The sequence below is a fragment of the Celeribacter sp. genome (assembly GCF_048270365.1).
Lineage (GTDB): Bacteria > Pseudomonadota > Alphaproteobacteria > Rhodobacterales > Rhodobacteraceae > Celeribacter.
Genome location: NZ_JBLWTA010000018.1, coordinates 1 through 23,130 on the forward strand (window position 1 = coordinate 1; position 23,130 = coordinate 23,130).

A 23,130-nucleotide genomic window follows, 5' to 3' on the forward strand; every position below is an offset into this window, starting at 1 on the left:
CCGATCCCCAACCTGGGCCAGCTGTTGGTGGCGGAGCACGGCTTTGCCGATGCCGAGCTGGACGCGATTGAGGCCAAGGCTCGCGGTGAGGTGGATGAGGCCATCGCCTTTGCCCGCCAAAGCCCGGACCCCAAGCCCGAAGATGCATTGACAGCCGTGTTCGCCTGAGCGCGCAAGGGAGGAAAAACAAATGGAAAATGAACGCAAACTGACAATCGCGCGCGCTATGGCCGAGGCCACCGCGCTGGAAATGCGCATCGACCCGCGAGTCTTTGTGATGGGCGAAGACATCGCCGATCTGGGCGGCGTCTTTGGCAACACCCGTGGCCTGGCCGAAGAGTTTGGCAAGGAACGGGTTCGCGATACACCGATCTCGGAAACCGGATTTATCGGGGCCGCCGTCGGCGCGGCTCAAGACGGGATGCGTCCTGTGGTGGAGCTGATGTTCGTCGATTTTTTCGGCGTGTGTTTCGACGCAATCTACAACCTGATGGCCAAGAACACCTATTTCTCAGGTGGCAAGTTCAACGTGCCGATGGTGCTGATGACGTCGACCGGCGGCGGTTATTCTGACGCGGGGCAGCATTCGCAATGCCTCTATGGCAGTTTTGCGCACCTCCCGGGGATGAAGGTCGTCAGCCCCTCGAACGCCTATGACGCCAAGGGCCTCATGACGGCGGCGATCCGCGACCCGAACCCGGTGATCTACATGTATCACAAGGGCCTGCAAGGCATGGGGTGGCTCGGCACAGAAAAAGGCGCCATCGTGCATGTGCCCGAAGAGGCCTATGAGGTGGAGATCGGCAAGGCCAAGATCGCCCGCGAAGGCCGCGATGTGACCATTGTGTCTATCGCCCAAGGTGTCCATCACGGTCTGAAAGCGGCCAAGGTGTTGGAAGAGCAAGGCATCAGTGCCGAAGTGGTCGACCTGCGCTCTCTGGTGCCACTGGATCGCGACACGATCCGTGCCAGTGTGGCCAAGACCGGGCGGCTGATCGTGGTCGATGAGGATTACCATAGCTTCGGCGTCTCTGGCGAGATTATCGCTACGGTGACCGAAAGCAATTTGGCCGATCTCAAGGCCCCGCCCCGTCGGATCGCCTATCCCGATGTTCCGATCCCCTTTGCCCGCGTGATGGAACAGTATTGCCTTCCGAACGCGGACAAGATCGTCGCCACCGCGCGCGAGCTGTGTCAGGCTCCGATCCCCGCCTGATTTGTACCTAAAACCCACCACTACAACGCGCCACTCCGGACAGACCCGGAGTGGCCTAGGAAGGACTTTGTCACATGGCAACGGAAATCATCATCCCCTCTGACCTCTGGGAAGGCGACGAGGAAAGCGTCATCACCGCTTGGTTGGCCGACGACGGCGCGCAGGTCAAGGAAGGCGCGCTGATCGCCGAGATCATGACCGCGAAGGTCCAGCACGAAATCAGCGCTCCGGCGTCCGGCACCCTGTCGATTGCCAAGGAACAGGACTCTATTGTCGCCAAGGGCGATGTGATCGGGTCGATCGCATGATGGATGCGGCGGACACCGAGGATCGCGTCGTGCCGCTTCGCGGAGCGCGCGCAATGATCGCGGACAAGATGCTGTCGTCCCTGCAAGGGGCGGCGCAACTGACGCACCATGCGCGTGCCGATATGGGTGCGATGCTGGCCGCAAAGGCACAGTTCAAGGCGGATGGCATCGCCCTGTCCGTCGAGGACCTGTTGATGGGGGCGGTGGTTCAGACCTTGGGCCGTCACCCCGACATCAACGGGACACTCAAAGAGCGCTCGATCACCTTGTCGAAGTCGGTGGATCTGGGCGTGGCGATTGCCTTGCCTGGAAATCTGCTGGCTGCGCCTGCGATTTTCGGGGCGGACAAGATGACTCTGCCGGAATTGCGCGCCGCGCGGCGCGACCTTTCCGAGCGGGCTAAGACCAACAAGCTGACGGTTGCTGAAATGACCGGGGGCACGTTTACCGTCTCCAATCTCGGCCTGTCGCGGGTGGAACAGTTCACACCGATCCTGAACACGCCACAGATCGGGATTCTCGGGATCGGGCGGGTCGTGGAAACGGCCGTGCGCGAAGGAGACGGGATTGCATGGCGGTCTTTCACCGGACTGTCGCTGACCTTTGATCACCGCGCGATTGACGGCGCGCCTGCGGCCGATTTCCTGACCGACCTCTGCCAGACGATCGAGAGCTTTGCACCATGATCGTCGCGGGCTTCACCACTGCGGAGGACGGTATCGCCCGTGAGATGGCACTGTTGCAGCAGGAGCAACCCGCGGCTTTGCTGTGGTCCAGTGGGACGCCCTCGCTTGTGCTGCCCGCCGCTTTGAGGCGGATTCCGCGAGTGCAGGACGTCGCCGTGCAGGCCGAACGGGCAGGGATTCCGGTCGTGACCCGGCGCAGTGGGGGCGGGATCGTCCCTCAGGGGCCAGGGACGCTGAACTTGGCGATGGTGCTTCCAGCGCCGCCGGGATTTCAACTTGAGGACGGCTATCGGCTTATATGCAATTCTCTGGCCGAAGCGCTGACGCGGTTCGACATCCGGTCCACAACGGGCGCATGCGAGCATGCGTTTTGTGACGGCACGTGGAACGTACTTGTGGAGGGCCGGAAGCTCGCTGGTACGGCGCAACGCTGGCGGAGCGCTGGTTCAGGTCCGATTGTTCTGGCGCATGCCGCCATTCTCGTGACCCGGCCTGACCCGGCGCATTGGGCGATGATGGAGCAACTGCACCGCGCCGCCTTTCCCGGCAACGCCGAACTGCGCCTTGAGGCCCATGTCGCGCTCACGGACATACTGGGCGCGCGAACCAATCCAGAAAGTTTTCCCGGCGCGCTGGCACGGGCGGCGGAGGACCGCCTGAGCAGGCTGATCACTCGGGAATTCAAAGCGGCCTGAGCGCTGCAAACCAACAAAAAAGGGAGGACTGGAATGAGTATAAAGTTAAACATCGCGGCAATCTTGGGGGCGACCCTGTTTTCTGCCAATAGCGCAATGGCGCTGGAGTCAGTTCCCGCGCTCGACATGGACACGGCGCTGAAAATCGCGGGCGGCTGTCAAGCGCTCGCAGAGGCGCAAGGTTGGCGGATGAATATCGCGATCGTTGATCGTGGGGCCAATCTCATCGTCTTTCGCCGCATGGACGATGCCTTTCTCGGAAGTGGCGACATTGCGATCGGTAAGGCCAAAACATCCGCCAAATTTCCATTTTCGACCCGCTTTGTCGGTGAACTTGCCTATGGGGTCGATGGTGCCACACCCGGCGTAGAGGGGCTGGACGAAGTGGACGGGGTCATTGCCTTTGCTGGTGGCCTGCCGATCAGGGCAGGGGAGTTTCACATCGGTGGCATCGGCGTCAGTGGTGATAGCGCTGACAATGATGAGGCCTGTGCCAAAGCCGGTTTGGAGGCCGTTTCCAAAGACATGAATTAGGCGCGACTGCCGGAAAGTGGACGGACGGTATCGTCACCGGACCTGCCAACTCATTCGGCCATGCGGCGTAGAGGTGCCGCAACCATAAGGGAGGACAACATGACTATTCAATTCCACCGGCTGCGTCCGGAAAAAGAGACCCCTGCCGGGATGAGCCGGCGGATGTTTCTCATGACAACAACCATGGCCGGGATCACGACCGGCTCCATGTTGGGCAACGCGTCTTTTGCCGCGTCCGGCGTCTTGGACGACGCTCAAAAGGCCCGCCTGTTGCGTATGATTCAGGACATCTACCCGCACCCCGATGTTTTGCAGTTGTCGCATTACCAGGCGATAGCCGCGACGGTATTGAAAACCGCCGAGTCAGACGCGGAGAATGCCAAGGAGTTGACCGAAGGACTGGCCAAAATCGAGGCGCAGTCGCAAGCACTGTTCGGGACCGGCTACACCGACATCGCCGATCCAGACGCCCGCGAGGGTCTGCTCCGGCATTTTCAGAACGAGGGCTTTTTCCAATCTGTGCGGTGGACCGCCTACTTCGGCATCTACGACAACAAAGAGATCTGGCCCCTGTTTGGCTACGAGGGCTCCTCGGTGGAATACGGCGGCTATATCGACCGCGGTTTCTCAGACATCACGTTCGTGCCCGAGGGGCCGACCTTGGACGAGCGCCTTGCGCAGGTTCAGGGTTAAGGGAGAGGTATCATGGCACAATTTGACCTTAACGATGACTCTGTCGTCGTCATCATCGGTTCGGGCGCGGGGGGTGGAACCCTTGCCAACGAGCTAGCCCAAAAGGGTATCAAATCGGTCGTGCTCGAAGCGGGAAAACGCTTTGACATGGGCGATATCGAGAACGATGAATGGGCGATGTTCAACAAAATCTCGTGGCTGGACAAACGCTACTCTGGTGGTGGCTGGCACGGGGCCGTGAACCACCCCAACCTTCCGGCCTGGATCGTAAAGGGCTTTGGCGGATCGACTGTTCATTGGGCGGGCGTAGCGCTTCGGTTCAAAGAATACGAGTTCAAGACACGCACCCATTACGGCGCCATCGACGGGGCGAATGTCGAGGATTGGCCGATCTCGCTGGAGGAAATGACTCCCTGGTATGAGAAGGCCGAACTCAAGATGGGCGTGACCGGTAAGACCACGGGCATGCCGCACTTGCCGTGGAACAATGGCTTTCGGGTCTTGGCGGAGGGATGCCGCCGCACCGGACGTACGGATTACAATTCGGGACCGATGGCCATCAACTCGGTCGAACGTGACGGGCGACCGGCTTGTCATCAGATCGGGTTCTGTATGCAAGGCTGTGCGATTGGGGCGAAGTGGTCGACTATGTACACCGAACTGCCGCGCGCCGAAGACACCGGGCTGTGCGAAATCCGGACCGATGCGATGGTCCTGAAGATCGAGCACAACGCGGACGGCAAGGCCAGCGGCGTCCTTTATGCCGATGCGGACGGCAACCATCACCTGCAAAAAGCCCGGGTGGTCTGCGTCGCGGGCAACTCGATCGAAAGTCCGCGGCTTTTGCTGAACTCGAGTTCCTCGATGTTCCCCGATGGTCTGGCCAACAGTTCAGGTCAGGTGGGCAAGAACTACATGAACCACACCACCGGGGGTGTCTACGCGGTGCTGCCGGAGAAAGTGCACATGTACCGCGGCACTTCGGTCGCGGGGATCGTCGGAGACGAGGTCTATCACGATGCCGCGCGCGGGTTTAGTGGCGGCTACTATCTGGAATTCCTGTCTCTGGGCCTGCCGTTCATGGCGGCGTTCCTTGAGCCGGGGAATACAGGCTGGGGACGCAGTGTCACCCAAGCGCTGGAAGCCTATGACCGGATGTCCGGGGTTTGGGTTCTGGGCGAGGATCTGGCGCAGGAACGCAACGGCATCACCCTGCATGACAGCGAAGTCGATCAGCACGGACTTCCGGTTCCGATCGTTTCCAAAACACCGCACAATAACGACTACGAGATGACCGAGCACATGTATGAAACCTCGGCGCAGATCTACGAAGCCGTGGGTGCGACGGATGTCTACGAGCTGCCTGCCTATCCGGCGACCCACAACATGGGTACCAACCGGATGCATGCCGACCCCGACAAAGGCGTGGTCAATGCCTATGGACAGGCGCATGACATTTCCAACCTGTTTGTGTCAGACGGCAGTCAGTTCACATCCTCTGCGGCGTGCAACCCCACTCTGACGATCGTTGCTTTGGCCATCCGGCAGGCGGAATACATCGCGCAAGAGATGAGCGCCCGCAACATCTGAGGCGGGCACTTCCCGGGAGCGGCCAGGTCCAAGACCTGGCCGTTTTCATTCGGGGCGTTGCAATCCTTCGGAAGCGATCCAGCGATTGATCGTCGCGCGGCTGACACCGAGCAGTTGGGCGGCTTTGGTGACATTCCAGTCGGCGCTGTTCAGGGCATCGCGCAGCGAATGCCGCGCCAGATCGCGTTTTGACGTGGTGGGGCGATTCCGAATTCTGTCCGGAAGGTCGGTCACGTTGATCATTGTGCCATTGCCGCAAATCAGTGCCTCACGCAGGACTGCGCGCATTTCCCGCTGGTTTCCGGGCCACTCATAGTCACAGAGCAACGTCATTGCCTGATCAGAGACCTGGGGCGGGTCGGCCCGGTCGTGCGCCAGATGGGCCCGGATGATATCCGCAACCTCGCGTTGACGCAGAGGGGGCAGGTCCAGCACGGACTGGCCAATTAGATACAGCAGGTCAGGCTGTAGATGATCGTTCTCCTGCAACTGTTCCCAAGGCTGGTCTGAGGTGAACAGCACCAGCGCCCGGTCTTCGTTGAAGCGGTCGCCGTTGGCGCGATCATCGTCCTCTAGAAACTGTTTGAGCCGGGTTTGCGTCGGCCTGCTCAACCGTTCGATGTTTTGCAGAACCAACGTGGGCGACACCCGGTCAACCGGGTAGTCACCCAGAAACCGCATCGCTTCCAAGGCGTCGGCCACGGTCTCGGCGGCATTGGGGCTACTGACGTCCACTGTAACGCCGGTGGGGCTAATCAACCCGAGATCGGCAATGATCGCCTTTGCGAAGTCGCGGCTGTCCCCGCCTGTCTCGCTACAGATCAAGAGTGGCACGCGGTAAGCGGCCAACTTGCGGGCGCGGTCGATCAGCTTGGGCAACGTGGCCCCCTGATAGGTGAACCCCGCAAGGGGACCGGTTTTGTTCAGCCGTGCCGGGACATGCGGAGCGGCGGCATTGACGAAATAGCGACGCGGCGGCACGCGGGCCGGGCCACGCAGGCTGATCTCCAAATCGTGCAGGTCCGACAGGTGTCGCCCGACAAGGTTCTGATGCTGGGCCGGGCGCGCGTTGTCGCGCCATAACGGTAGGCTAAAGACCACCGCCCCCCGGTCGTCACAGGCCACCAGCGTTTCGAAACACCGTCGTGTTTCGGGATCGCGCGACATCAGCCGGGCGGTCATCTTGTCCGAGTGGAAGTTGCGGAACAACCGGGTCTGAAACTGGCGAGTCGCACGATGCAGCGTCTGTTCACACAGGCCGATTTCATCCGGGCGCCGACCGACCGCGCCGACCAGAGTGACCGAGCCAATCAGGTTGTTTTGCGCATCGGTCAGGGGTGCCGAGCTACAGGCAAAGCGCGAGAAGCACCGATAGAAATGATCATCGCCCGACACGGTCAGGACGCGACCTGCGGTCAAAGCCACGCTGATCCCGTTGGTGCCCGCCAGCTTCTCGTTCCAGATACCGCCGACAGCCAGACCGCTGCGCTGAAAGTCCGACTCGACCCCGTCGGGGGCGTAGCTTTCTAACACAACGCCTTCGGCGTCGGTCACCAACAGGCAATATCGGCTTTTGACCGGCAACAACGTGCTGCGGTCCAGTTCGGACGCGGCTCCGCCGATCAAATCCTGAAACTGTTCGCGGCGTTGAGCGATTTCTGTGCCTTGCAGGCGCAGGATAGGCGCGCGCGTGCCCACCGAAAGACGGTGTTGCTGTGTCGAGCGCGCCTTGGACAGATCGACCAAGGCGCGCAGCGCCTCATTTTGCTCCGAGGCCATCATGATTTTTCCTCCCATTGCCGGGTCGCAGAGTCCGGCAATCCTCCTTGATTATTGCGTGGAAACCCCCTTTTGTCCAAGTCCGCCCTTGGTGCCGGATCGCAGCGCCTGAAGTTTTTCGAAATCGGCATCGGCGTGATAGCTGGATCGGGTCAGGGGTGAGGCCGCAACCATCAGAAATCCTTTGCCTAATGCAGCGGCCTTCAAGGCGGCGAAATCATCCGGCGTCACGTATCGCTCAACCGGGTGATGTTTCGGCGTTGGTTGCAGATATTGACCGATCGTCAGAAAATCGACTCCCGCCGCCCGCAGGTCGTCCATCACCTGATGCACGGATTGGCGATCCTCGCCCAACCCGACCATCAGCCCCGATTTGGTGAAGATCGAGGGGTCACGTTGTCGGACCCGATCCAACAGGCGAAGAGAGTGATAGTAGCGCGCACCGGGCCGGACTTGTGGATAAAGCCCCGGCACGGTTTCAAGGTTGTGATTGAAGACATCGGGTCGCGCATCGACCACCGCATCCACCACAGCGGGATCGCATTTTAGGAAATCCGGCGTCAGAATCTCGATGGTGGTGTCGGGGTTGGATTGGCGGATGGCACGGATCGTGTGCACGAAATGCGCCGCGCCGCCGTCCGCAAGGTCGTCGCGGTCGACAGAGGTGATCACGACATGCCTCAGTCCCAATTTCGCCACGGCTTTGGCCACCCGTCCGGGTTCGAACGGATCCAGAGCCTCGGGTCGGCCGGTGGCCACGTTGCAGAAGGTGCAGCCGCGTGTGCAGGTGTCGCCCATGATCATCATGGTCGCGTGCCCCTGTTCCCAGCATTCGCCCATGTTCGGACAACTGGCTTCTTCGCACACGGTGGTCAGCTCTGCCTCGCGAAGGAGAGTCTTTGTTCGGGAGTACCCCACACCCGAAGGGGCCCTGACACGGATCCAGTCCGGTTTGGCCGGACCCGAGAAGGATGTGCGATGCGCTTTCTCAGGGTGTCGCAGTGTAGGGGCCTGAGGCGTCGTCATTCGACCAGCGCGTCCAGTGCTTCCAACGCGCGGCCTCCATACACGACTGACGGACCGCCACCCATTTCGATTGCGACTGAGATTGCCTCGATCACCTCATCGCGCGTTGCGCCGTGTTTCAGAGCGGCCCGCAGATGAAACACGATACAATCCTCGCACCGAATGGCGATGGAAATCGAGAAGGCCATCAGTTCCTTGACTTTTCCCGACAAGGCGCCCTCGCCGGACACGGCACCGACCAGTTGGCTATAGGATTTCATGGGGGCAGGGGCCGCCTTGAACAGCGCGCCCACGCGTTTGTCGATCTCTGCGCCTTCTGCGCTGTAGTTTTTGCTCATCATTTTCCTCCCATCAGGCCCGTGTGACAGGGATGCGTTTCCCAAATTCGGTAGAGGTGTCTCGGACCTTTGGCGGCATTATGCGTGTTGCGCCCCTCTCGATGAATCGAAGATCGAAGTTTCGCATCGGCAAAGCCGATAACTGTCTCATTCGACCGAAAGTGAGACAGCGCCTGTGTCACGATAACAATTCAGGATTGTTTGACAGGAACCCCCTTGCTGGTGTTGAGCGCCATCACGTCGGGGATCCCGCCTGGGGGACTGAGAGGCGCGTAAGGCAGGGTGCATGTACGCAGACGAATTCGGTACCCAGACCTGATTTGCGACCCGTCTTCGCCCTAGCAGCAAGGCCCGGTAGAGAACAGAACCCGACGGACCCGGAAATGGCCGGCACGCACGCGAGACATCACAAACATGCCAAACCATGAGCTGAAACAGTTCTGCGACCGCCTAAACAAAACGCTGCGGCTGGAAGGCATTAGCGGAGGTTTTCCGAAAAAGGATGCGGGCGGTCGTGTCTCACTGTAAAAGCGTGGTTTTTTCTATCCGCTGGCAGTCTCTGACATCCGCTCCTCCCATCAGGCGGATCAGTGTATCTGCAAGTATTGTACCGGCTTTTCGTCGGGAGAAATAACTCGCGCTGATCGGCGTACCGAGATAATCGCCGATATTAGTACCGGTTCTGACAGAAAAACCCATAGCCGACACGTTCTCTCCCAAGATCTTTCGTGCACCTGCACGCGCGCCAAGAAATACGAGTTCATTGACGCAGACAAAAGCATCGACCCCAACCCGCGTCAATATTTCAGCCGCGTCGCGGGCGTGATCGGCGTTGATCTCGACATGGCGCACAAGCGCGGGATCATAGGGTATCCCATGTTCGTCGAGTGCTTTTCGATACCCGCGAAGACGTTGCTGGACGAAAATGAATCGCGGATCGGCATCAATCATTGCGATCCGGCGATGGCCCTGATTGATCATCGCGGAGGTGCCTTGCCATGCGGCATATTCGTTGTCGATGTCGAAATACGCATGCGGGGTGAAAAGCTCCGTGCGTCCGAAAGTGACGAAGGGTGTCCCTTGTTCGAGCAAAAATCGAACGCGTTCGTCCTGTGGCTCTGTATGGTCCAGGATCAGCCCGTCCACATTCCGCCCCCGCACCGCGTCCATCAATCGTTCCATACCCAGTTCACCGATCGACACTGGAATTGTGCGAACGGAGTAGGGTGTTTCCACAAGACGGTCATGAATGCCGTTCAGAAGCCCGACAGAGCCAGAGTCACCAATCTCCTCCTCGGTTGAAACCCCGAGCAGAGCCAGCAAGACAAAGGTCTGCCCGGTGCGAAGTTTGAGACCATCGAGATTACGGACATACCCCAGACGGTTTGCGGCCTCTTGCACCCGTTCGACCGTTTTAGGGCTGATCTTGTGTCCATCCTTGAGCGAACGGGCGACAGTCGTCACCGACACACCGAGTTCATCGGCGATGGTTTTAAGGGTGACGCTGTTTCCTGATGCTCGTGTTTTTGTCAATTCTCACCTGTTCAGCCATCTTGTGTCGGGCCCGCCCGTTGGACCGGGTCGTTTTCTCACGACTTCAAGGACCCTATCGTGTCCCGGCAACAGTGTGAAGCAGTTGTCTGACCACACGGACGATCCGCCATGATCCAGTGTCACGAAAAGCGCCGGGCGCTTGGTAGAAAGTGTTACCACTCCATCCCGCTCAACTGTCGTCAGGCCCGGATCAGAAAAGTCATATGCTTTCGGACGCAAAGGCAGATAGTCGTTGTGTCCACTATGCCGGCCACTCTCGTCATGCCAGTCAAAATGGAGGAAGGCCTCATGCCCGAACGTGGCCAACGGCAGACGCGCAATCTCGATGCTGCGATCCGTCGGAATTTGGACTGTCCAGGAGCCCGCATTCTCAATGCCACCGGAAACCGCCACGCGTCTTGCGGTAAGGTCTATGACCACGTGCGTCGGACTGTCATTGATTGCCCACAAAACGATTTCGCCAGTGTCATGATCCGGCTGCGCCGTGACGAGGACCGGAGCATAGAAGCGCCGCGCCATGTAATGGACGAGCTTCCAGCCGCCGCCATATTCAAGGCTGGCCCAACTGGCGACGGGCCAGGTGTCATTGAGCTGCCAGTAGAGTGTGCCCATAGTGCGGGGTTTGTTCGATCGCCAGAATTCGATCGCGGTTTTCATTGCAAGCCCTTGGCTGACCTGGCTCATCCAGGTCATGTCCTCGAACGCATCCGGAAAACGGAAGTACCGGGAAATCGTTTCAACAATCCGACTGTTGCCCCCAGGGTTTCGTTGATGGGTGTCCATCACGGGGGTGGACACATTGCGGTCGCGCTCTTCGGTGAAACTCTTGATAACTCGGTTCGAGGGAAAGGACTGGAAACCGAATTCCGAACAGAAACGTGGACGTACTGTTCGATAATGTTCAAAATCCTTGGCCGAATGCCAGACATCCCAGAAATGCATGTCGCCGGAGCGATCATCATGCCAGCCGTCACCGAAATTCAGCCTTCCGACCGAAGGCGAAGATGGCCAGAAGGCGACGTCAGGACGGAGACGATCGACGGCTTCTTCAAGGGCGGCATTTAGGCGGGCATAGATCGCGAGATACCGATCTCGGTCCTTTTTGCTCTCTTCGAACCAGTTGAGCGCTCCGATCACTTCGTTGTCACCACACCAAAGGGCCAGGCAGGGCTGGGACGACAGTCGTTTGAGTTGCTGGTCAGCCTCTTTACGCACCGAATTGAGCCAATCGAAATCCTGTGCCGGATAAAGATTGCAGGCGAACATGAAATCCTGCCAAACAAGAAGACCCATCTCCGAGCATAGATCGTAGAACCAGTCTGGCTCGTACAGTCCGCCGCCCCAGACCCGGATCATGTTCATGTTCGCATCTCGCGCCGATTGCAGCAGATCCCGCACGGTCCCGGGTGTCGCACGCGCAGGGAGTGCGTCTGCCGGAACCCAATTGGTCCCGCGTATGAACATATCCCGACCATTGACGCGGAATGTAAAGCTCTGCCCAATCTCATCACTCTGGGTGATCAACTCAATATGACGCAGGCCGATCTTTTGCGTTCGTCGCTCCCCCCCTAGACTGATTGATAAATCATACAGACGTTGTTCACCTTCACCCGCTGGCCACCAAAGCTCGGGTGCATCCAGTGTCAGCGACAGAGTCGTCATATGTTCACCGGGTAGGACCTGTACAGCGACCTGGGCTTCTTTTCCGTCACAGGCCAGCGTCGCGACTGACATACCTAGTTCTGTGGCGTGCCAACAGATGTCGGCCTCAAGTGTCACGCGACCATCGTTTGCATGGATTTGGCGCACCATGACATCATCGAAACATGGCCCTGTGCTGTGTCGCAAACGCACCTCGCCGCGCAGTCCCAGTGGGGACAAAGCAATGTTCCAGTCCCAGCCTGCATCGCACTGGCTTTTGCGCAAGAAATTGTAGTGCGGCAAGCGGCAGTTGAAATCGAGATATGGGATCGGAAAGGGACTTGCTTTTGCGCGGTCGAGTGCAGTTTTCGACGTCGAGGCGAAGCGCACTTCAAGGGTGTTTTCCCCCTCGCACAAGGCGACGGAGGCATCGAAATCCTGCCGCAGGAATTGGTTGTCCGTCTTGCCGAGGCTATGGCCGTTCAGCACTACCTCTGCGATCCCGTCAATGCTATCGAAACTCAACGTCCACAGACCTGTTGGGAGGCGTTCAAGATCAAAGGTCTTGCGGGCGATCCATGTGCTTTCGTGAATCCAGTCCAGAGACGCTTCTGTGTCGCGCCAATAGGGGTCTGTGATTACCCCCTTGGCAAGCAGGGCGGAATGCACGTCACCAGGTACGTCAAGAGGTGCTGAATATGCGCCATTGGTGACACTCCAGCCCTTACAAAGGTCGATAGAAGAAACGGTATCAGGCATGAGGGGGCCTCGTCTGGTAGGATGGGGACGGGAACTCCGTCGTTTTTTCAGGGGTGCGCATACGAGATGTGGCAACAAACGTCACAGATGTCGGCCACTGTCAGGATGGAAGAGATGCGCGTTGCTCAGATCCCAGCTGACAGTATGGCGGCTTTGCGGTTCGATCCGGGCCAAACCAGGCACCTTGAGGCGTATTTCAGTTCCGGAGAAATCGAGCACGACATAGGTTTCCGATCCCATAGGTTCAACGTGGAGCACTTCGTGACCCCGACTTGTGACCGGGCCGGCGCTCCCCAACGACAACGCCTCAGGACGTATGGCGAGGATGGCTTCTTGTCCCTGTGTTGCCACCCCCCGCAGAGCCCGGTCAGGTAAGGGAAATTGGCCGCAAGCGGTGTTCGCCGATAGATTTCCTCCGCTAAAATCCAGTGTGACCGGGACTGTATTGATTTCCGGGCTCCCGATGAACCGGGCTGCGAAAAGGGTGTCCGGTTCGAGGTAAAGCGCCTCGGGCGCGCCGAATTGCTCGACTTTGCCCTCGTTCAGCAAAACAATCTTGTCTGCAAGCGTCATGGCTTCGGTTTGATCGTGAGTGACATAGGCAATGGTCGCTTCAAGCGTCTTGTGGATGCGCCGCAATTCACTGCGCATTTCGGCGCGGAGTTTGGCATCGAGGTTGGACAAAGGCTCATCAAAGAGAAACAGGTCTGGGTCGCGCACCATCGCTCGCCCGATGGCGACACGTTGTCTTTGACCACCCGATAATTGTGCAGGTTTACGTTCGAGATAATCGGTCAGCTTGAGAATTTCTGCTGCGCGATGCACCCGCTCATCCCTTTCGGCACGTGGCAATTTGCGAATGCGCATCCCAAAGGCAATATTGTCATAAACAGTCATATGCGGATAGAGCGCATAGGATTGAAACACCATCGCAATGTTGCGATCTTTTGGGTCAAGGCGTGTCACGTCGCGTCCTGCGATGTGAATGGTTCCTTCATGTTTTTCCTCGAGACCCGAGACCAGGCGCAGAAGGGTTGACTTCCCACAGCCTGACTCTCCCAGAAGAACGAGGAACTCACCCTTTTCAATGCGGATATCTATATCGTGGAGCACTTTGATCGGGCCAAAGGACTTGCTCAGATTATCAATGTGAAGACCTGTCATACGGAGACCTCAGAAGGGGCAGAAGGAGGGTAGACCGACGCAAGAGCCGGATTGATGAGATGTCTGGCGACATATGCGGGGGCGGTAAGGCCAAAATAGAGACCAAGCAGGGGTTGATCGACAATGAACCAGAGCCATCCCGGCAACAAAACGAGGCCCAGAGCGTGGCGGTAAGGGGCGCAGAGAACGCCGGTCCAGGCATTGTGAAACCCGTCTTGCCAACGACCAGAGAGACGCGACAGGCTCATCACGCCGGAGAGTGCGATGGCCAGAGCGAAGAACGCAATCGCCAGTGCCACGGCCAATACGATCGGTCCCATCTGGCTCCCCACAAAAAGGCCTGTGGTGGCAATAATCAGCATGACGAGTCCCAGAAGATTGGCTCTTAAGAACTCTCGCTTGTACTCGCGCAACATGTCGCGGACGGTATCGCGCAGGGGTTTGGTTTCATCCTGATCCAGGGCATAAAACACCCCCACGAGTGCCGGAAAGAATCCCAGAGCCCCAAGTCCAGCGATGATCAGAAGCAAGGCGACCAGATTAATCGCCGCCATGCGCCAAATCCAGTGAGTGGTACGATAGACAAAGGTTGACACATTCTATCCTTTCACAGCGCCGCGCATCATGCCGGAAACAATTTGGCGCTGAAGCAGTGCAAAGAGGACAATGGTCGGAGCAATCACAATGACAATGCCAGCCATCAGGATCGCCTCCGTGTTCGATGACATCATATCCGATGCCTTGTAGAGCAGCATGGAGACGGTCGATTGTTCGACACGTGGCGTGTAGAGATAGGGCAGGACGAAATCGTTATACATGTAAATCGTCCGCAAGATGACAACCGTCGAAATCGCTGGCGTCATCAGCGGTAGGATGACGCTCCAGTAAATTCGGACATAGCTCGCCCCTTCGATGCGGGCACTTTCATCGATTTCAGTGCTGATCGCGCCCAGATAGGTGATGAAGATATACAGTGAAACGATATCCGTACCGGAAAAGAGTACGATCAGCGCCCATTTCGAATTGACAAGGCCGAGATGCAGCATGACCTGATAAAGAGAGACCTGTGTTGTGATCGGAGGCACAGCCATGACGATGACATAGAGCACCAAAACCAGCGCGCGGCCCCGAAAACGGAACCGTGAGATGACATAAGCCGCCATTGTCCCAACGAGGATTACGATAATCAGAGCTACCGTGATGATGAACACCGTATTGTAAAATGCGATCCCAACAGGCTGGCGCTCGATGAAGCTCGCGTAGTTTGCGAGATTTCCCCAATTCGCAGGGAGGTCTGTTTTTTCTCCCCGCAACATTTCCAGCGGAGTTTTGAACGAACTGATGAACGCGATGAAAAGTGGAGAAATCACCAATGCCGTTGCGAGGAACAGCATAAAGTAGTGAAAGGTGGTCCACAGAGCTTTTGAAGGGGTGACGTGATGCGTGCGGTGAGGGATATTCATGCCCGGTCCTCCCGTTCGAAAATCATGCGTTGAAGGATGATGACCAGAAAGACAAAGCACAAAAGCAGGACAGCCATCGCGGAGGCAAGCCCGACGCGGCGATAGTTGAACGCTTCCTCGAGGGTCGCCATGACGAAGGTTTTCGTGCCATTGGCCCCGTTGGTGATGAGAAACGGCACATCGAACACCTCGAGCGAGCCAACCGTGGCAAGAATGATTTGTAGCCCGAGCACAGGCGCAATGGTTGGCAAGGTGATGTAGCGGAATTGTTGCCAGTCACTTGCGCCTTCAATCCGGGCCGCCTCATACTGATCCTGTGGAACCGCCTGAAGGGCGCCATAGGTGATCAGCAGTTGAAAGCCCATGTACCGCCAGACAGATGCGAAGACGAGCGACCATTTCGCGATCTCGGGATCCTGAACCCACTCGCGGGTATAAGCGCCCAATCCGAGAAGTGTCATAAGGGCATCGAGGCCGCCATCAATCTGGAGAAAGTCGCGGAAGACAATGGACACCGCCACTGAATTGAGGACGAACGGCAGAAACAGGATGATGCGGAAGGTGTTAGATCCAGGCAGACCCCGATTGAGAATGACCGCGAAATAGGTCGCAAGCGCAAGTTGGATAAGTGCGCCCGCAAAGTAATAGATCGAGTTGACAAGGGGCACGAGCAGCTGGCGATCTTCAACCAGAATTCGTTGATAATTCGCCAGACCGACAAAGTTCATGTCCGTCGACAGCCCGTCCCAGTCGGTCATAGAAAACCACACCATCTGAAAAAACGGGTATAGCGAGAAAACAGTCAGCAAAGTCAGAGGAGCCACAAGAAAGGTGGCGATCACGAGCTTGCGTTGAGCGTGTGAAGAGGTCAGATTCATGGTGATGTCCGAAGGAGCCCAGGCGCGGGCCGCCTGAAACAAAGCAGCCCGCGTGAGGGATGAGACTTATTGACCGGTGACTTTCGCCCAGCGAGCGTTCACTTCATCGATCGCGGCATCATAGTCTTTGGCGAGAATGACGTCGCGGATATAGGTTCCAGTCATGAAATCAATACGAGCATCTGCCATGGCTTGAACGAAGGCCGAGGAGGGAGTCCCGGCTTCAATCATTGGTGCGTCGTAGGACTGCAATTCGACCAATTGTGGCATTGTTGGCGCAATTCTCAGGTCTCCGGGAATAAAACCGGCCTCGTTGGCAATGTCGGTTTTGGTCAGGACAAAGTCGATCCAAGCCTTGGCCGTATCCGGGTTCTTCGAATTTACGGACACACCAAGCGCCCAATCCGGATTGAGGAGAACAGGCGATGATCCGCTGTCGTCGATCGGCAGTGGAAACATACCCAGATCGTCAGACACATTTTCGAGGCCAAGCGCTTCACCGGCTTTGATTGCCTGCGGGATGGACCAGTTTGCCAAGAACCACATCCCGGCCTCACCGGCCCCCAAAAGCGTTTTCGACTGTTCCCAGTTGTTCGCGGTATAGTCTTTTTCGGTGCACCCTGCCTCAAACAGCGCTCTGGCAAGGCCGATGGACTGCCCGTATGGTTTTTTGGCGTCATATGGGCTCGGGTCTGACAGCATTGTTTCATAGAATGCCCCGTCGCGCGCAAACATCAATGCGGCTTTGTCCCATTGCTGCATCGGCCATCCAGCACCCATGTTGATTTGCATGGGAACGATCCCTGCGGACTTAAGCTTGTCGCAAACTTCGAAAAGCTCTGTGCGAGTCGTGGGAACGGCCTCGATCCCGGCACGGGCGAAGGCCTGCTTGTTGTAAACGACGGCTTCCGCATTCACGCCATAGACATACCCATAGACCTCACCATCGACCTTGTAGCGATCGACGAACTGATGGGTTTCTGCCAACGGCATATCCGTAAGCGGCAGGTAGAATTTCTTGAAGTCCTGTGGCGGTAGGTTGTCGAGCACATTTACAACATCGCCATAGTCACCTGACGCAATGCGCACAGGCATCTCTGCGCGATAGTTGGCAATGCCAATGACTTCAACTTCTGTCCCGGGATAGGCCGTTTCGAAGGCATTGGTCCATTCGTCCCATTTCCCGTTTTCTACGAAATTTGTGAAATGCGTGTAGAACGTGATTTTGCCACCGACCTCTGCGGTGGCGGGCGTCATAGCCAACATGCAGGTAACAGCGGCCGACGACAGGATCAGATTATTCATGATGTCCTCTCTCCCTAGAATGTTCAATCGAATCTCCCGTATTCGATTAGATGCAACGTTAAACCTTTTACCTTTATAGTCAACAAAACAAAGATATTGATAAAACAAACGATACACCTATTGTGTTCCTGCGTTTGGGCGGAGTAGGGGTGATCGTGGTTTGTGCGCGCCCAGATGCACCGTCAAGACGCACATCCGGCTCCACTAAAGCGCATAGGAAAAACCGATGGAAAGAATGCCGCGAAACACGTGGGCATCAGAGGCTCACAGGAGCTTTCTCGTCAAAGATGCATTGCGACAGTTTGCGTTTTTCGACAATAGCATCTGCCCGTCTGGCGGGTTCCATACTTTGGACATGCAAGGACGGCCTCTGGGAAGCGCTGTGCAGGAGTTGCACACAACGACGCGCCTAGTGCATTCTTATTCTTTGGGCTATCTTGCCGGCCGCACTGCCTGCGACACCTTCATTGACCATGGGATACGCTACCTGCGGGAGCACCACCATGATGCGGACTTTGGCGGATATGTGTGGGCGCTTAAGGGGGACGACATGTCCGACTCCCGCAAGCTCGCCTATGGGCATGTGTTTGTTCTCCTTGCTGCGGCGAGCGCCATGGCCGCAGGACATCCTGATGCAACTGCGCTTTTGTCAGATGTCGAACACGTGCTCGACAGGCATTTCTGGGAGGAAGAGCAGGGTCTATTTTGCGACGAATGGAACCGCGATTGGACACCGTTTTCGACCTATCGCGGGATGAATGCAAACATGCATGGCGTCGAGGCTTTGCTTGCTGCCTTTGAGGCTACGGGGCGCGAAAAGTTTCTTCTCCGCGCGGGCCGTATCCTCGAGTTCTTCATGGAAAAAATGGCTCCGAATGAGAACTGGCGCATTCCGGAGCACTACTCGCAGGACTGGAAGGTGGATCGCGACTATAGCGAAAACCCGATGTTCAGGCCTGCTGGCACCACCCCGGGACATTCCTTTGAACTGGCGCGTTTGCTGTTGCATTATGGTGAGTTAACCGGTGATCTTGAAGGCCCCCTGAAAATCGCCCGTGCCGTGGTATACCGTGCTTTGAAGGACGCATGGGACGCGGAGCAAGGCGGAATTGTATATACGCTGGATTTTTCGGGAAAACCGCTCATTCGCGACCGTTACTGGTGGCCCGTGACCGAAGCGATCGGCGTAATGGCCGCCATTTTGAAGATCGATCCTCACTCGGAAGATCTAGTTTGGTATCGTGTTTTGTGGGAGTTCGCGAGGCACCATTTCATTGACTCGGACCGAGGCGGTTGGTTTCCGGAAATTGATCGATACGGCAACCCCATATCCGGTCAGTTCATCGGAAAACCAGACATATACCATGCCCTGCAAGCTACACTATTCCCGCTGATGCCTAAAATTTCAGGTGCTTATACCGACTTGAGGGGCATCCTCCCGAACGCGCGTGGCGATCGCTTAAAAACCGGTCTTTAGGGCATGGAAAATGTAGAAGTCCCGTACGCAAGGGCATTTCTACCTTTTTCGCCTTATGAGATGTAAGCGATTGATTTGACTTTGAGGGTTAGGCTACGGGGACGGATCGGAAAGGTCTCCCGAAACCGTGTTTGTGGATTTTCGCATAGAGAGACTTTGTTTCTCCGCTACTACCCTGCGACAAATGCTGTGGCGGTGCCCTTACCCGAGCTTCGGGCAAAACTGGAGCCGACAATGTTGAAGCTCGTCAGGCGGATTTGGCCATGAGACAGCGCACGAGATGTGCAGCGCCGGCTTCCACGCGGATTTCCGGGATGTTTCCCTCCCCGCAAGCGGCCTCTGCCAAAGCGCAGCGCGGAGCAAAGGGGCATCCTTTATCCCGGTCGAGCGGATCGGCGGCCCCCGCACCAAGTGCGAGATCGGGCAGCCCGGCGGCGGGATCCGGGGCCAAGGTCGCGCCCAGAAGCGCGCGGCTATAGGGATGCGCCGGGTGAGTGAACAAGCCGTCTACCCCGGCCTCTTCGACCTTTTGCCCGAGATACATCACCGCGACTCGGTCGGCGAGATGTTCGACCACGGACAGGTCATGACTGACGAAGACCATGGTCAGGCCGAACTCCCGGCGCAATTCCAGCAAGAGGTTGATCACCTGCGCCTGCACCGACACATCAAGCGCGGAAGTCGGTTCATCGCAGATCAACACCTTCGGCCGAGAAATCAACGCCCGCGCGATTGCAACGCGCTGTCGTTGCCCACCTGACAATTCCGCCGGATAGCTGTCGGCCAATCGCGACGGGAAGCCTACCCGGTCCAGCATGTCGGACACAGCGCTTCGGACCTCCGCCCGCCCAACGCCCTGAAGACGCAAGGGCTGGCCCACCAGATCGGAAATCGTCCGCGTCGGGTTGAGCGAACTGTAAGGGTCCTGGAAGACCGGCTGGATCAACCGCACACGTTCCTTGAGAGGGATTTGGCGAATGTCACGCCCGGACAGACGAACCGCGCCTTCGTCCGGCTGCAAAAGGCCAAGCATGACATTGACCGCCGTCGATTTGCCGCAACCGCTTTCACCAACAAGGCCGAGCGTTTGTCCTTCCTCAAGGCTTAAAGACAGATTATCGAGCGCGGTGAGCGTCGCGTCGGATTTGAACAGCCCTTGCGAAACGCTGTAGCGCTTAGAAATGCCGATCAGTTCAAGGGCGGGCAAAGGGCGGCTCATGGCTGGGGCTCCTCTTCACGAGAGACGGATTGCAGATGGCACTCGACGCGATGTCCCGCGCGGGTGTGAAGTGGCGGCGCAAGGTGTGAACACTGCGGCAAAGCCCGCGCACAGCGATCCACAAAAGCACAGCCAGAGACGGACCCAATCAGGCCCGGCACACGCCCTGGAATCGCCGGAAGAGGCGTGCCGCGCGGCGTCCGTCCCGGCACCGGGATCGCGGCCATTAGGCCTGCCGTATAGGGATGTTCGGGAGAGGCGAAAACGGTCTCCGCCCGCCCCTCTTCCACAATGCGTCCGGCATACATGACGGCAACCCGGTCCGCGATGGCAGCGACCACACCAAGGTCGTGAGTGATCAACAAAAGCCCAAGTCCGAGCTCGCGTTGCAACTCGGCGAGCAGACGCAGGATTTGTGCCTGAATGGTCACATCAAGCGCGGTGGTCGGCTCGTCGGCGATGAGAAATTTGGGGCGGCTCATAAGCGCCATGGCGATCATCAGACGTTGCCGCTGCCCACCGGAAAACTGATGCGGATATTGCCGCAGACGCTGCGCAGCCCGTGCGATCCCGACCTTTTCGAGCAACTCGATCGCACGCGCTTCGGCGACCTTGCGGGAAATCCCTTCGGTCAACATCACACCTTCAGTCAACTGGCGACCGATCTGCAAGGTCGGATTGAGCGAGGTCATCGGATCCTGAAAGATCATCGACATCCCTCGACCGCGCAGTCCAGCCCATGCTTTTTGCGGCTTTCCGGTCATGTCATGGCCAAGAATATCGAACCGATCGGCACGAGTTTCCGCACCTTTGGGCGACAACCCCATGAGGCTCATCGCCGTCATGGATTTGCCGCAGCCGCTTTCGCCCACAAGACAAAGGGTCTCGCCTTCGCCAAGCGTCAAATCCACGCCGCGCACTGCGTTCAATGCGCCACGAGGGGTTGGCAAGGACACGCGCAGGTTTTTCAAAGACAATAGGTTCTGGGTCATTTCAAGCGCCCTCCGGTCACATCGCGCAGACCGTCGCCCAGCAGATTCACAGCCAAGACAAGGATACAAAGCGCCCCACCCGGCAGGGCAATCAACCACGGATCAAAAAGGATATTTTCACGGCCTTCCGCAATCATAAGCCCCCACGAAGGCGTGGGGGCCCGCACACCAAGTCCCAAAAACGACAGCGCCGCTTCGAGCAGAATGACATTGGCCACTTCAAGCGTCACGACGACGATGAGTGCGGAACGTATATTGGGCAAAAGCTCAAGGAAAAGGATGCGGAACTGGCTTGCTCCGATGGCACGCAGACCTTTGATGAAATCCCGTCCGCGCAAAGATTGCGCCGCCGCCCGAGAGACCACGGCAAACCGATCCCAGAGCAACAGGCCAAGCACGGTGATCAGCGTTCCTAAAGATGCCCCGGCAAACGCCACCGCCGCCAGCGCCACCAGCACAATCGGAAGAGACAGCCGCGTGGTGATCAGAAAGCTGATGATCATATCGGTGAGACCACCGAAATAGCCCGCGACCAATCCGAGAGAAATCCCGATCACACCAGAGATCAGAATGACGCCAAGCCCCACTCCAAGAGAGACGCGCGCGCCATAGATAAGCCGGGAGAGGTAATCCCGCCCAAGATGGTCTGTACCCAGAAGGTGTTCAGGCACAGAGCGGTCCTGCCAAAACGGTGGCAGAAAGCGTTGTGTCAAATCCTGCGCATAGGGGTCGTGCGGGGCCAGCACCGGGGCAAAAAGCGCCGCAATGACCATAAGCAACAGAACCGTGCCGCCGATCAGCACACCAGAATTGCCAACGGCACGACGCAAAAGCAGTGAGCTATTCATGAGCGACCTCCACGGATTCGCGGGTCAAGCCACGCATTCACGAGATCCCCGAGCGTTGTAAGGATCACATAGATCAGAGAAAGGATCAGGATGATGGCTTGCACCACCGGCATATCGGCCCGCAGCAAGCTCTCCCATGCCAATCGTCCAAGCCCGTTGAGCGCAAAGACGCTTTCGATCACGATGGACCCCGAGAGCAAGACGCCCAGTTGTACCGCAGCCAGAGACACCAACGGCAAGATCGCATTGCGGAGCGCATGGCCCGCAATCACCCGCCACACCGGCAGGCCCTTGGCATAAGCTGTCCGAATATAATCCGCGCCCAGCACGTCGATCATACCAGAGCGCGTGATCCGCATCATCGCGGGCATGGCGGAATAGGCCAGAACGAGTACGGGCAGGATATAGCCCTGCCATTCATCGGCACCCGAAATCGGCACCCAGCCATACCAGACGCCAAACACCACGATGGCCATGAGGCCGAGCCAGAAACTTGGCACCGCCTGCCCCGTGACAGCCAGCAAAAGGGCCAGCCGGTCGATCAGGCCGTTTGGCTTGAGCGCGGCAAGAATACCAAGAGGCAACGCGATCAAAAGCGCCACGGCAAAGGACAGAAATCCAAGCTTGAGCGTGACTGGGATGCGCGCCCCGATGATTTCTGTGACCGGAATGTGGAAATAGATGCTCTGCCCAAGATCGCCGGTCAAAACGCGACCGATCCAATCGAAATACTGGACCAGAAACGGACGGTCGAACCCATAGGCGATACGAACCGCTTCGGCATCCTTGGCGCTGCCGCCTGAGCCTGCAATCGCGATGGCTGGATCGCCGACAAGGAACATCAAACCGAAGCTGAGAAGAGAAACAGCCAAACAGACGCATAAGGCGACCAACAAGCGTTTCAGCAAATAGAGGAACATCGCGTTCTCCCATAGCAAAAAAGAGGGTGCCGGAGGCCGGCACCC

Annotated in this window: 22 protein-coding genes; 8 read left to right on the plus strand and 14 right to left on the minus strand. The window is 57.8% G+C overall.

What is annotated here, in order from left to right; genetic code table 11:
• The first annotated feature begins 190 nt into the window (after positions 1-190).
• The 7 genes from ACN0X0_RS18365 to ACN0X0_RS18395 all read left to right on the plus strand — a co-directional run bounded on the left by ACN0X0_RS18365 (position 191) and on the right by ACN0X0_RS18395 (position 5,722).
• A complete protein-coding gene (locus tag ACN0X0_RS18365; RefSeq protein WP_336434060.1) occupies positions 191-1,216 on the plus strand; it encodes an alpha-ketoacid dehydrogenase subunit beta in 1,026 nt (341 codons plus the stop codon).
• Between the two features lie 74 nt (positions 1,217-1,290).
• Positions 1,291-1,524: a biotin/lipoyl-containing protein gene (locus ACN0X0_RS18370; RefSeq protein WP_417280349.1), complete on the plus strand. Its 234-nt coding sequence runs from the start codon at positions 1,291-1,293 to the stop codon at positions 1,522-1,524.
• On the plus strand, positions 1,521-2,210 hold the full coding sequence (locus ACN0X0_RS18375; RefSeq protein ID WP_417280350.1) for a 2-oxo acid dehydrogenase subunit E2: 690 nt from the start codon (positions 1,521-1,523) through the stop codon (positions 2,208-2,210). Before ACN0X0_RS18370 ends, ACN0X0_RS18375 begins: the two co-directional genes overlap by 4 nt.
• Complete coding sequence (locus ACN0X0_RS18380; RefSeq protein WP_417280351.1) at positions 2,207-2,905, plus strand: lipoate--protein ligase family protein; 699 nt, start codon at positions 2,207-2,209, stop codon at positions 2,903-2,905. The genes ACN0X0_RS18375 and ACN0X0_RS18380 overlap by 4 nt, the downstream gene beginning before the upstream one ends.
• Before the next feature lie 33 nt (positions 2,906-2,938).
• Entirely contained in the window at positions 2,939-3,439 is a 501-nt protein-coding gene (locus tag ACN0X0_RS18385) for a GlcG/HbpS family heme-binding protein (protein WP_417280352.1), read from the plus strand.
• Positions 3,440-3,538: 99 nt separating this feature from the next.
• On the plus strand, positions 3,539-4,132 hold the full coding sequence (locus ACN0X0_RS18390) for a hypothetical protein (protein ID WP_417280353.1): 594 nt from the start codon (positions 3,539-3,541) through the stop codon (positions 4,130-4,132).
• A 12-nt stretch (positions 4,133-4,144) separates the two neighbouring features.
• Entirely contained in the window at positions 4,145-5,722 is a 1,578-nt protein-coding gene (locus tag ACN0X0_RS18395; RefSeq protein WP_417280354.1) for a GMC family oxidoreductase, read from the plus strand.
• A gap of 45 nt (positions 5,723-5,767) precedes the next feature.
• On the opposite strand, the gene ACN0X0_RS18400 is transcribed toward ACN0X0_RS18395, so the two are convergent.
• The 10 genes from ACN0X0_RS18400 to ACN0X0_RS18445 form a co-directional block, all read right to left on the minus strand.
• Positions 5,768-7,504, minus strand: a complete 1,737-nt coding sequence (locus ACN0X0_RS18400; protein WP_417280355.1) for a sigma-54-dependent Fis family transcriptional regulator — start codon at positions 7,502-7,504, stop codon at positions 5,768-5,770.
• A 48-nt stretch (positions 7,505-7,552) separates the two neighbouring features.
• A complete protein-coding gene (gene lipA / locus ACN0X0_RS18405; RefSeq protein WP_417280356.1) occupies positions 7,553-8,527 on the minus strand; it encodes a lipoyl synthase in 975 nt (324 codons plus the stop codon).
• The gene (locus ACN0X0_RS18410; RefSeq protein WP_417280357.1) at positions 8,524-8,865 is read right to left on the minus strand and encodes a carboxymuconolactone decarboxylase family protein; all 342 of its coding nucleotides are present in this window, start codon (positions 8,863-8,865) and stop codon (positions 8,524-8,526) included. The genes lipA and ACN0X0_RS18410 overlap by 4 nt, the downstream gene beginning before the upstream one ends.
• Before the next feature lie 519 nt (positions 8,866-9,384).
• The gene (locus tag ACN0X0_RS18415; RefSeq protein WP_417280358.1) at positions 9,385-10,398 is read right to left on the minus strand and encodes a LacI family DNA-binding transcriptional regulator; all 1,014 of its coding nucleotides are present in this window, start codon (positions 10,396-10,398) and stop codon (positions 9,385-9,387) included.
• Positions 10,399-10,401: 3 nt separating this feature from the next.
• Positions 10,402-12,819: a beta-mannosidase gene (locus tag ACN0X0_RS18420; RefSeq protein WP_417280359.1), complete on the minus strand. Its 2,418-nt coding sequence runs from the start codon at positions 12,817-12,819 to the stop codon at positions 10,402-10,404.
• A gap of 81 nt (positions 12,820-12,900) precedes the next feature.
• Positions 12,901-13,983: an ABC transporter ATP-binding protein gene (locus tag ACN0X0_RS18425; protein WP_417280360.1), complete on the minus strand. Its 1,083-nt coding sequence runs from the start codon at positions 13,981-13,983 to the stop codon at positions 12,901-12,903.
• A complete protein-coding gene (locus tag ACN0X0_RS18430; protein WP_417280361.1) occupies positions 13,980-14,537 on the minus strand; it encodes a YesL family protein in 558 nt (185 codons plus the stop codon). The genes ACN0X0_RS18425 and ACN0X0_RS18430 overlap by 4 nt, the downstream gene beginning before the upstream one ends.
• Positions 14,538-14,582: 45 nt before the next feature.
• Positions 14,583-15,446: a carbohydrate ABC transporter permease gene (locus tag ACN0X0_RS18435; RefSeq protein ID WP_417280362.1), complete on the minus strand. Its 864-nt coding sequence runs from the start codon at positions 15,444-15,446 to the stop codon at positions 14,583-14,585.
• Positions 15,443-16,204: a carbohydrate ABC transporter permease gene (locus tag ACN0X0_RS18440; RefSeq protein WP_417280363.1), complete on the minus strand. Its 762-nt coding sequence runs from the start codon at positions 16,202-16,204 to the stop codon at positions 15,443-15,445. Before ACN0X0_RS18440 ends, ACN0X0_RS18435 begins: the two co-directional genes overlap by 4 nt.
• A gap of 186 nt (positions 16,205-16,390) precedes the next feature.
• Positions 16,391-17,629 carry an ABC transporter substrate-binding protein gene (locus tag ACN0X0_RS18445; protein WP_417280364.1) on the minus strand — a complete coding sequence of 413 codons (1,239 nt, stop codon included), beginning with the start codon at positions 17,627-17,629 and terminating at the stop codon, positions 16,391-16,393.
• 235 nt (positions 17,630-17,864) lie between these two features.
• Here ACN0X0_RS18445 and ACN0X0_RS18450 point away from each other — a divergent pair, with 235 nt between their 5' ends.
• Positions 17,865-19,106 (plus strand): AGE family epimerase/isomerase, encoded by a 1,242-nt coding sequence (locus tag ACN0X0_RS18450; protein WP_417280397.1) that lies wholly within the window; start codon positions 17,865-17,867, stop codon positions 19,104-19,106.
• Between the two features lie 247 nt (positions 19,107-19,353).
• On the opposite strand, the gene ACN0X0_RS18455 is transcribed toward ACN0X0_RS18450, so the two are convergent.
• The 4 genes from ACN0X0_RS18455 to ACN0X0_RS18470 are packed head-to-tail and all read right to left on the minus strand — an operon-like array spanning position 19,354 to position 23,085.
• The gene (locus ACN0X0_RS18455; protein WP_417280365.1) at positions 19,354-20,325 is read right to left on the minus strand and encodes an oligopeptide/dipeptide ABC transporter ATP-binding protein; all 972 of its coding nucleotides are present in this window, start codon (positions 20,323-20,325) and stop codon (positions 19,354-19,356) included.
• The gene (locus ACN0X0_RS18460; protein WP_417280366.1) at positions 20,322-21,317 is read right to left on the minus strand and encodes an ABC transporter ATP-binding protein; all 996 of its coding nucleotides are present in this window, start codon (positions 21,315-21,317) and stop codon (positions 20,322-20,324) included. The genes ACN0X0_RS18455 and ACN0X0_RS18460 overlap by 4 nt, the downstream gene beginning before the upstream one ends.
• Positions 21,314-22,165, minus strand: coding sequence for an ABC transporter permease (locus ACN0X0_RS18465; protein WP_417280367.1), 852 nt, complete (start codon positions 22,163-22,165; stop codon positions 21,314-21,316). Before ACN0X0_RS18465 ends, ACN0X0_RS18460 begins: the two co-directional genes overlap by 4 nt.
• Entirely contained in the window at positions 22,162-23,085 is a 924-nt protein-coding gene (locus ACN0X0_RS18470; protein ID WP_417280368.1) for an ABC transporter permease, read from the minus strand. The genes ACN0X0_RS18465 and ACN0X0_RS18470 overlap by 4 nt, the downstream gene beginning before the upstream one ends.
• Positions 23,086-23,130: the final 45 nt, after the last annotated feature.